The organism is Micromonospora sp. KC721 (assembly GCF_004348355.1).
Taxonomy (GTDB): domain Bacteria; phylum Actinomycetota; class Actinomycetes; order Mycobacteriales; family Micromonosporaceae; genus Micromonospora.
On record NZ_SMJY01000235.1, the window covers coordinates 1 to 8,519 of the forward strand.

At 72.1% G+C, this 8,519-nt stretch carries 9 protein-coding genes; 2 read left to right on the plus strand and 7 right to left on the minus strand.

The window, feature by feature from the left end:
- From E1182_RS27010 to E1182_RS27020, 3 genes are all read right to left on the minus strand, one after another.
- Window positions 1-934, minus strand: a 934-nt coding sequence (locus E1182_RS27010; protein WP_132270475.1) for an SRPBCC family protein, incomplete at its 3' end; no start/stop codon positions are given.
- A 136-nt stretch (window positions 935-1,070) separates the two neighbouring features.
- A complete protein-coding gene (bla, locus tag E1182_RS27015; RefSeq protein ID WP_132270477.1) occupies window positions 1,071-1,982 on the minus strand; it encodes a class A beta-lactamase in 912 nt (303 codons plus the stop codon).
- Window positions 1,983-2,166: 184 nt separating this feature from the next.
- Window positions 2,167-2,778, minus strand: coding sequence for a DUF6518 family protein (locus E1182_RS27020; RefSeq protein ID WP_132270479.1), 612 nt, complete (start codon window positions 2,776-2,778; stop codon window positions 2,167-2,169).
- Between the two features lie 355 nt (window positions 2,779-3,133).
- Here E1182_RS27020 and helR point away from each other — a divergent pair, with 355 nt between their 5' ends.
- A complete protein-coding gene (gene helR, locus E1182_RS27025; RefSeq protein WP_207921536.1) occupies window positions 3,134-5,275 on the plus strand; it encodes an RNA polymerase recycling motor ATPase HelR in 2,142 nt (713 codons plus the stop codon).
- A gap of 54 nt (window positions 5,276-5,329) precedes the next feature.
- On the opposite strand, the gene E1182_RS32550 is transcribed toward helR, so the two are convergent.
- The 4 genes from E1182_RS32550 to E1182_RS27040 form a co-directional block, all read right to left on the minus strand.
- A complete protein-coding gene (locus tag E1182_RS32550) occupies window positions 5,330-5,821 on the minus strand; it encodes a hypothetical protein (RefSeq protein WP_243706438.1) in 492 nt (163 codons plus the stop codon).
- On the minus strand, window positions 5,731-6,183 hold the full coding sequence (locus E1182_RS32555) for a helix-turn-helix domain-containing protein (protein ID WP_243706439.1): 453 nt from the start codon (window positions 6,181-6,183) through the stop codon (window positions 5,731-5,733). Before E1182_RS32555 ends, E1182_RS32550 begins: the two co-directional genes overlap by 91 nt.
- On the minus strand, window positions 6,170-6,439 hold the full coding sequence (locus E1182_RS27035) for a hypothetical protein (protein WP_132270483.1): 270 nt from the start codon (window positions 6,437-6,439) through the stop codon (window positions 6,170-6,172). Before E1182_RS27035 ends, E1182_RS32555 begins: the two co-directional genes overlap by 14 nt.
- Before the next feature lie 92 nt (window positions 6,440-6,531).
- The gene (locus tag E1182_RS27040; RefSeq protein ID WP_132270485.1) at window positions 6,532-7,767 is read right to left on the minus strand and encodes a helix-turn-helix domain-containing protein; all 1,236 of its coding nucleotides are present in this window, start codon (window positions 7,765-7,767) and stop codon (window positions 6,532-6,534) included.
- 210 nt (window positions 7,768-7,977) lie between these two features.
- On the opposite strand from E1182_RS27040, the gene E1182_RS27045 reads away from it, so the two are divergent.
- A partial coding sequence (locus tag E1182_RS27045; RefSeq protein ID WP_243706440.1) for an NUDIX hydrolase occupies window positions 7,978-8,519 on the plus strand: 542 nt, incomplete at its 3' end.

The following is an 8,519-nucleotide window of genomic DNA, read 5'->3' on the forward strand; positions in this document are numbered from 1 at the left end:
GGGGCTGGGCGGGACGCTGGAGGAACTGCTGCCGCAGGCTGATGCCCTCCGGGCTGGCGTCGGAACGCACCACCTCGCCGGTTTCCAACACCTGCTTGAACCGGCGCAGGTCGTCGCGGACCTGCTGCTCCGGCTCCTCGCCGAAGAGCTTGGCGACGGCTCGACCGAGTTGCCCGGCCGGCGGCGCGTACCCGAGTTCCACCCGGACCTCGGTGCCCCGGTCGCCGGGGGCGGGCACGAACCGGACGCGGCCGGCGTTCGGCACCGGCGCACCGGGCAGCGACCGCCAGGCGATGAGCTCGTCCGGGCGGTCCTCGACGATCTCGGCGTCCCAGCTCACCGACTGCCCCGCCGGGCCACGCGCCGTCCAACGCGAGCACCGTGAATCGACGGCGCGCACCGACTCCAGGTGGGCCATGACGTGCGGCAGGTTCTCCAGGTCGCGCCAGAACCGGTACGCCTGCGACGCGGGCCGGTTGACGGTGACCCCGACCTCCATGGTGATCAGCCGTTCCCGCGCCCGGCGCGCCCGCCCGGCCCGCGCCGCGGCGAGCAGGTCGACGGCGGCGATGCCGGCGACGACCGCGGCGGTGATCGCGACCCGCCGGCGACGCTCGCCCCGCCGGTCAGCCAGGGCCCGCCCCAGCAGGGCGAGGTCGACGCCGTCACCGGCCACCCGGGTCCACGCCCAGCCGGCGGGCCGCCGCCCGGCCAGCAGTCCGGCCGCGTGCCCCAGCTCCCGGCCGGCGACGGCCCGGATGACCGGGTACGCACCCGGGGAGTCGTCCACCCCGGTCAGCCGGGCCACCGCGCGGGGCGCCAGCAGACCACCCACGCCGAGGGCGAGGCTCACCACGCCCAGCACCCGGGGTAGCCCGCCACCCCGGCCGCGCCGCTCCAGCTCGTCCAGCACCGTCGAGTCGATTCCGTCCACGTCACACCACCGTCGTTCGGCCTGGCCGCCTGCGGGCGGCCCGGCGGCGGGGTAGCCGCCACACCTGACGCTATGCCCACCGAACGCCGCACGAACCCCGAATCCGTACAGAACCGGGGCACGATGGCGGGACAGGTCAGCCCAGCGCGCCGACGGCCAGTTTCGCCGCCTCGGCGATCAGCGCGTCGTCGTACGCGGCGTCCTTGGTGTCGCGGCGGGACAGCACCGCCAGCACGATCGGTGCGCCCCGCGGCGGCCAGAGCACGGCGATGTCGTTGCGGGTGCCGTACCCGCCGGAGCCGGTCTTGTCGCCCACCTGCCAGTCGGCCGGCACCCCGGCCCGGATCAGCTTCGCTCCGGTGGTGTTGCGCCGCAGCCAGTCGACCAGGACCGCGCGGTCCGCGGCGGACAGGGCGTCGCCCAGCGCGTACGCCCGCAGGCTGGTGGCCATGGCACGGGGCGTGCTGGTGTCGCGGACGTCGCCCGGCGCGGCCTCGTTCAACGCCGTCTCGATCCGGGCCGGCTCGGTGACGGTGTCGCCGATCTCCCGCAGCTCGCGCTCGAACCCGTCCGGCCCGCCCAGCTCGGCGAAGATCAGGTTGGCGGCGGTGTTGTCGCTGTGGCGCACCGCCGCGTCGGCGACCGCCCGCAGGGTCATCCCGGTATCGACGTGCTGCTCGGTGATCGGCGAGTACGTCACCAGGTCCGCCCGCCGGTAGCGGACCACCCGGTCCAGTTCCGCGTCGGAGGTCACATCCAGCAACGCCCCCGCGGCGAGGGCCTTGACCGTCGAGGCGTACGCGAACCGCTCGTCGGCCCGGTGGGCGAGGGTGCGGCCGGTCCCGGTGTCGATGGCGTAGACCCCGAGGGTGGCGTCGAACCGCTGCTCCAGGGACGCGAAGTCGGCGGAGGCGGTCACCGACGCCGACGCGGGCCGGGTGCTCGGGGCACCGGGGCCGGGCGTGGCCGGCTGCGGCTTCGCGCAGCCGGACAGCGGGGCGAGCGCGCCGGCGACCGCCGCCGCCGTGAGCATTCGACGCATGTGCATGGTCTTCCTTCCGTCGGTTCGGGACACCGGGGCCCACGCTGCGCGGCACCGAGGGCAGGCCCCGACCGCCGTGGACGGATCGGTGCGGGGCCCCAATGGGACACCAGCCGGCGGTCGGCGGCGGTTGCGACCGGTGACGGAGACCACCCCGGGTCACAGCGAATGATCCCTGTCTCCCCTACGCCTACCCGGCGGCCACCGCGAATCCGAGATAGATGACGACAGCAACCGGCACCGCCACCGCCAACGCGAGCGCCCGTTGACGGTGCGTCCGACCCACCAGCACGACGAGCAGCACACCGAGCGCGGCGTCGATGGCGACGTTCCACCACAGGCCCGTGCGATAGGGATCGGCGGCCGTCTCGGCGTACCGGGCCGCCTCCTCGAAGAACACCGCGGCCGGCAGGGCCGTGCCGACGATCCGCTGCCAGCCGGTGCTCCGCGCCCAGGTGCCGCCGACACCGAAGACCACCCCGGCGAGCACGCCGAGAAACATCCAGAGCAGCGACGCCGGCAACCACAGTATGGCCAGGTCGTCACCCTGGATGAGGGTCGCCGCCAGGTCGTAGCTGGGCACCGCGACGACCAGCAGGACCGCGGCGGCCAGGGCCGCGCGCCGCCATCCCGCGCGGGCCCACCAGCCGACGGCGAAAGCGGCGACCGCCCAGGTGGCGGTGGAATTGCCGAGCTCCGCGAAGGGGTACGGCACGAACTTGATCCATACGAAGTCGAGGGAGCCGAGCAGGAAACCGCCCACGACGGCGACGAGGGCCACCAATCGATCATCAGGTCGCATGGGGCAGGAGCATACCGAGTATGCGTCGGTCGGCCCTGACCGGCGCACAACAACCCGAGCCAGCCGTTCACCAGCGACCACGGCCGCATGCCCGCACGTCTCGGCCGGATCATGCGCGGCCTCTTGCGGCGGCGAAAAGGAATGCGAGCAAAAAATGGAAGGGAATCAGAACCCCCTCCCATTCTTAACGTATACCGCACCCGGGGTCTTGCGGCAAGACCCGGGCCATGCCGCAGAATCGTCCGCCAAGGCCGGAACCTGCGCAAATGGGCGCGCGACGTGCGGGTGTTGGCGTCGACAAACGCTGCCCAACGGTCGCCAGTGATCTCAGATCGGAGCTGATGCCGTGAACCCGCTGACCACCAGCGCGTTCGACCTTCCCGACCATCTCGCCGCCAAGGCCGACCCGACGCTGGTCGCCGGCGACGAGCAGCACTTCGCGGCCATCGCGGCGAGCGTGCAGCAGTCCATCGCCGATCTCTCCGACCGCCTCGACGCCGAGCGCCGGGCGCCCGCCGGGAAGGGCGGCCAGGCGGTGGAGCGCGACCAGACGGTCCGCCGGCTGGCCGCGCGCCTGCGCGCCCTGCGTCGTTTCGGCATCGACCTGTGCCTGGGACGCATGGTCGCCGCCGACAGCCCCGAGCCCGTCTACGTCGGGCGACTCGGCCTCACCGACGGCGCGGGTCACCGGCTGTTGCTCGACTGGCGCTCCCCGGCGGCTGAACCGTTCTTCGCCGCGACCCACGCCAACCCGATGGGGCTGACCAGCCGCCGCCGGTACCGCTGGACCGGGGGCCGGATCACCGACTACTGGGACGAGGTCTTCACTCCCGACGGGCTTGACGGGCACGCCGCCCTCGACGACCAGTCCGCCTTCATCGCCAGCCTGGGCGGGCACCGCTCGGCCCGGATGCGGGACGTGCTCGCCACCATCCAGGCCGACCAGGACGCCATCATCCGAGCGGGGTCGCGCGGGGCTCTCGTCATCGACGGCGGCCCGGGTACGGGCAAGACCGTTGTCGCTCTGCACCGCACCGCGTACCTGCTCTACGCCGACCCTCGACTCGGTAACCGCCGGGGCGGCGTGCTGTTCGTCGGTCCGCACCACCCCTATCTCGCCTACGTCGCCGACGTCCTGCCCAACCTCGGTGAGGAGGACGTACAGACGTGCACCCTGCGGGATCTGGTCGCCGAGGGAGCCTCGGCGGTGGCCGAGACCGACCCGGAGGTGGCCCGCCTGAAGTCGTCCGCGGAGCTGGTGAAGGCGATCGAGGCGGCCGTCCGGTTCTACGAGGAGCCGCCCGACACGGCGATGACGGTCTGCACCGACGAGTCCGAGATCCGGGTGGACGTCGACGACTGGACCGAGGCGTTCGAGGCGGCATCCGGCACCCCGCACAACGAGGCGCGCGAGAAGATCTGGACGGAGTTGCTGACGATCCTGGTCACCAAGCACGCCGGCGACGAACCGGCGGAGCTGCTCCGCAGGTCGCTGGAGCGCAACAGGGAACTGCGTGCGGCGTTGCACCGCGCCTGGCCCATGCTCGACGCGACCGACATCGTCGGTGACCTGTGGTCGGTGCCCGCCTTCCTGCGCCGGTGTGCTCCGTGGCTCGGCCAGGACGATGTGCTGAGGCTGCAGCGCGCGGACGCGCACGCCTGGACGGTGTCCGACCTGCCGCTGCTGGACGCCGCACGACAACGGCTCGGTGACCCGGAGGCGTCCGGGCGCGAGCGCCGGCAGGACGCCATGGTCGCCGCCGAACGCGCGCGCATGTCCCTGGTCGTCGACGACCTGATCGCGGCCGACACCTATGACGACGGTGAGGGTGTGCTGTCGAGCCTGCGCCAACTGGATCTCCAAGACGCCCTGGTCGACGGGGCCGCACTGCCCAGCGCCGAACCGGACCGGCTCGCCGGCCCGTTCGCGCACGTCGTGGTGGACGAGGCTCAGGAACTGACCGACGCGGAGTGGCAGATGTTGCTGCTGCGCTGCCCGTCGCGGAGCTTCACCATCGTCGGGGACCGCGCCCAGTCCCGGCACGGGTTCACCGAGTCGTGGCAGGAACGACTCACCCGGATCGGGCTCGACCGGATCACCCTGGCCGGCCTGAGTGTCAACTACCGGACGCCGAAGGAGGTCATGGCGGCAGCCGAGCCGGTCATCCGGGCCGTGCTCCCGGACGCCAACGTGCCGACCTCGATCCGCAGCGGCGGCGTCCCCGTCGTCCACGGATCCACCTCCGAGCTGGGCTCGATCCTCGACACCTGGCTCGCCGCGCACGCCGAAGGAACCGCCTGCGTCATCGGCGATCCCACCTTCCGGGCGACGCCCCGCGTCCGGTCGTTGACTCCGGAGCTGGCCAAGGGGCTCGAGTTCGACCTGGTCGTCCTCGTCGACCCGGAGGCGTTCGGCGAGGGCATCGAAGCAGCCGTCGACCGCTACGTCGCGATGACCCGCGCCACCCAGCGACTCGTCATCCTCACCAGCACCTGACCCGGCCCGCTGCCGCTGATCCCGGTGACCGGGGCACACCACAACCGCACCCGGTCATCGGGTCAGCCCGACCAGGGTGGCCAGCCGCGCCACGCCGACACCGGCCGGCCCGCCCCGGGCGATCTCAGCAATCACCGTACGCGCCACCGGCCGGCACCGGACCTCCGCCGGCGCGACCCGGTCCGCGTTCACCAGCACCCGCCCGGCCCCAACCAGGTCGCCCAGCTGGAGGTACGCCCGCGCGGCGTCCACCAGGTACGCGGCCCGGTACTCGGCCGGCAGCGGCCGCCACTCCTCCCGGCGAACCACCCGCTCGTGCCGGTACACCGCCTCCCCCGCCTCGCCCAGCTCCACCGCCGCCACCACCCGCGCCAGCTCCACGGCGACCGGCCCGAAGCAGGTCCGATGCGAGTCGTCGACTCCACCACGGCCGGCGAGGTCGGCGGCCCGGTCGATCAGCTCGTCCGCCTGACGGGTGTCGCCACAACCGGCGGCGGCCAACCCGCCCTGGAGCAGCAGCGCGCCCCGTACGCCCGGCTGTTCCACCCGCTGCGTGGCGGCAAGCGTCGCGGTGAGCGCCAGGCGTGGGCGACATGCCGGCCGATCTCGTCGGCCGAGGCCGTCCCGCCGGCACCGTAGCGGGCGAGGGCGGCTCTGATCCCGTCCACGCCGTCGAGCCCGCTGGTCGGGGGTGGACGGTGCTCGCCGAGCAGCACCGCCGGGTCCACCCGGAGCACCTCGGAGATCTCCTGGATCACCGAGTACCGGTCCAGGGCACGCACGCCCCGCTCGACCTTGTCCACCCAGCTCTTCGACTTGCCGAGCCGGTCGGCGAGCATCTGCTGCGTCATCCGGCGGCGCACCCGCCACCGGGCCACCCGCCGGCCGATCGGCTCATCCCTGGTCACGCCGCCACCGCCGGTCCGGGCGCGCTCGCGTGGTGTCCTCGACCGGTATCCGATCCGCCTCGGCCTGTGCGAGAAGGCGCAGCTTGGCGGCTTCTCGCTCGTCCGCCTCGATCTGCTCACCCCGGCTCGGTGCGGGCTTGTCGCCCTGACCCTGCATGCTCACCTCCGTCGTCGGTGCGGCGACGGACTCACCGAGGTCCGTCACCGCCACTTCCGGCACCAGCGACCGCTGCTGGTTCAGGCAGCGGTTCACCACGTCCAGATAATTTCGTGACGATGAGTGACAGCCCAGGTGCGCAAAGTGCGATCAAGGAGTTGAGTCGAGATCGGTAGGACGGGATGTACCAGTCAGCGAGCGCAGCCCATGAGATCGGCCAGTGCCGCCAGTTCGTCGGTCATCGCTCGGCGGCGACCCGAGGCGATCCGGTCCACGATGTCCCGGGCGTACCGCTGTTGCCGTAGCCAGGCCGGCGACATGTCTCGCAACTGGCTGAGTACGGTGGTTGCCTTGCCGTACTGCCGGAGGTCCGTGTAGGCCCATGCCACGTCCAGCCGGTGCCGCCGCCAGGAAGACCTGCTCATCGTGGGGGGCGGAATGTGCGCCGACAGCTCCAACACCCGATCCGCGTCGCCGGCCACCGCCGCCGCCTCGACCCGCTGCATCTGCACCTTGGCGACATCGAAGCCGCCAACCAGCATCTGCTGTTCCGATGCCGGAACCCGCTCTCCGATGCGCACGGCAGCGGCGGCAGCCGCGTCAACAAGATCGGTGACCTCGTCCGGCCGGTTGTCCCGGGCACACGCGGCGGCGGCACCCAACAGCAGCCAGCCCCAAGCTGCCAGCTCGGCTGGGGTCGCCCGGGAGAACTGGGGCTCGACCTCGTCGGCCGTCGTCACTGCCAGTTCGGCCGCCTCCGCGATCCGGCCCTGCCGCATCAACAGCCAACAGAACGACTGGATGACGGTGGCCGCCACCACCCGATTGCCGCTCCGCTGCGCCGCGTCCAACGCACCTGAGAGCGCGGTCTGGGCGAGATCGTCGGCGCGCAACTGGATCAGCAGCGCTCCCGCCAACCGTTGGGTGCGGGCAAACACGTCGTGTGCCTCGGGCTGCCGTGCCTCAGTGGCCAGGCCCACCGCTGCCCGTACGTCTACCATGAGTGGCGGCATGACTCGCAGCGCCACGGCGTAGTCGCCGGCGTTGTAGACCCGGTCGGCGGCGTGAAGGTTCGCACGCAGTGTGTCGAGGTCGGGAGGCTCGCTCATCGGCTCGATCAGGGCACCTCCGGTGAGGCGTCGGACCGGGGCGACCGCGCGGCGGATCTCCGCCAGTGACAGTGGGCGGTGGTCAGGCTCTCCGCGAGCGGCGGCCAGGGATGCGTCGCCGAGCAGTGCGGAGGTCGGCACCCGCAGGGCACGGGCGAGCGCGTGCAGGGTGTCGAGCCGAGCCGCGCCCCGGCTGCCCTGCTCCAGCTTGCGAATCACCTCGACGCTGACGCCGGACCGCTCGGCGAGTTGCTCCTGCGTAAGCTTCGACTCACGCCGGATTCCGGCGAGCCGATCTCCGACTGTCGGGTTGCTCATGCCGTCTCCTCCGTGTCGAGGACTGGGCGCTGGTCACCGTCTCGGACGGTACACCTGAGTTGTGACGTGGTGTCCGCCCAACTTGCCCAACCGCGTCCAATGGGGCATTGCCGGCGGCTGGGTGATCGTCGACGGGCTTACCTGGATCAGGGCCACCATCAAACAACAGCATGGTGGGCGCGTCTCACTGCGCCAGCTAGCGTCATCGACGTGAGCTGGACGGAGCCGACCACGTGGTACGCCAACCTGCCGGCCTTCCACGCCGCCGCAGCCGCTCTCATCACCGACGCTGCCGGCAACGTGCTGCTCGTCAAGCCGACCTACCGAGCTGACTGGGCGTTTCCCGGCGGCTACGTCGAGGAGGACGAGTATCCGCATGAGGCGTGCGCGCGTGAGGTGCGCGAAGAACTGGGACTTGCCGTGGCGGTGGGTGAGCTGCTGGTCGTGGACTGGGCACCGCCCGCCGGGCAGCGTCGGCGGGCCCTCATCCACTTCACCTTCGACTGCGGAACCATCGGCCTCAGGAACTTCGACCTGCCGGGGCACGAATTGGAGGATGCCGCCTTCTTCTCCCCCCAAGAGGCTGCGCAGCGCCTTCCTGGCAACGTTGCACCACGAGTCGCGGCGGCGTCAGCCGCCCGCGCCCGACACGCCGCCGTATACCTCGCCAACGGCTCCCCCACCCTTGGGGGCACAGCGCATCACAGCGACCAGGGATCAATCCCGGGTCGGTCAACCGAACGGTGGGTGGG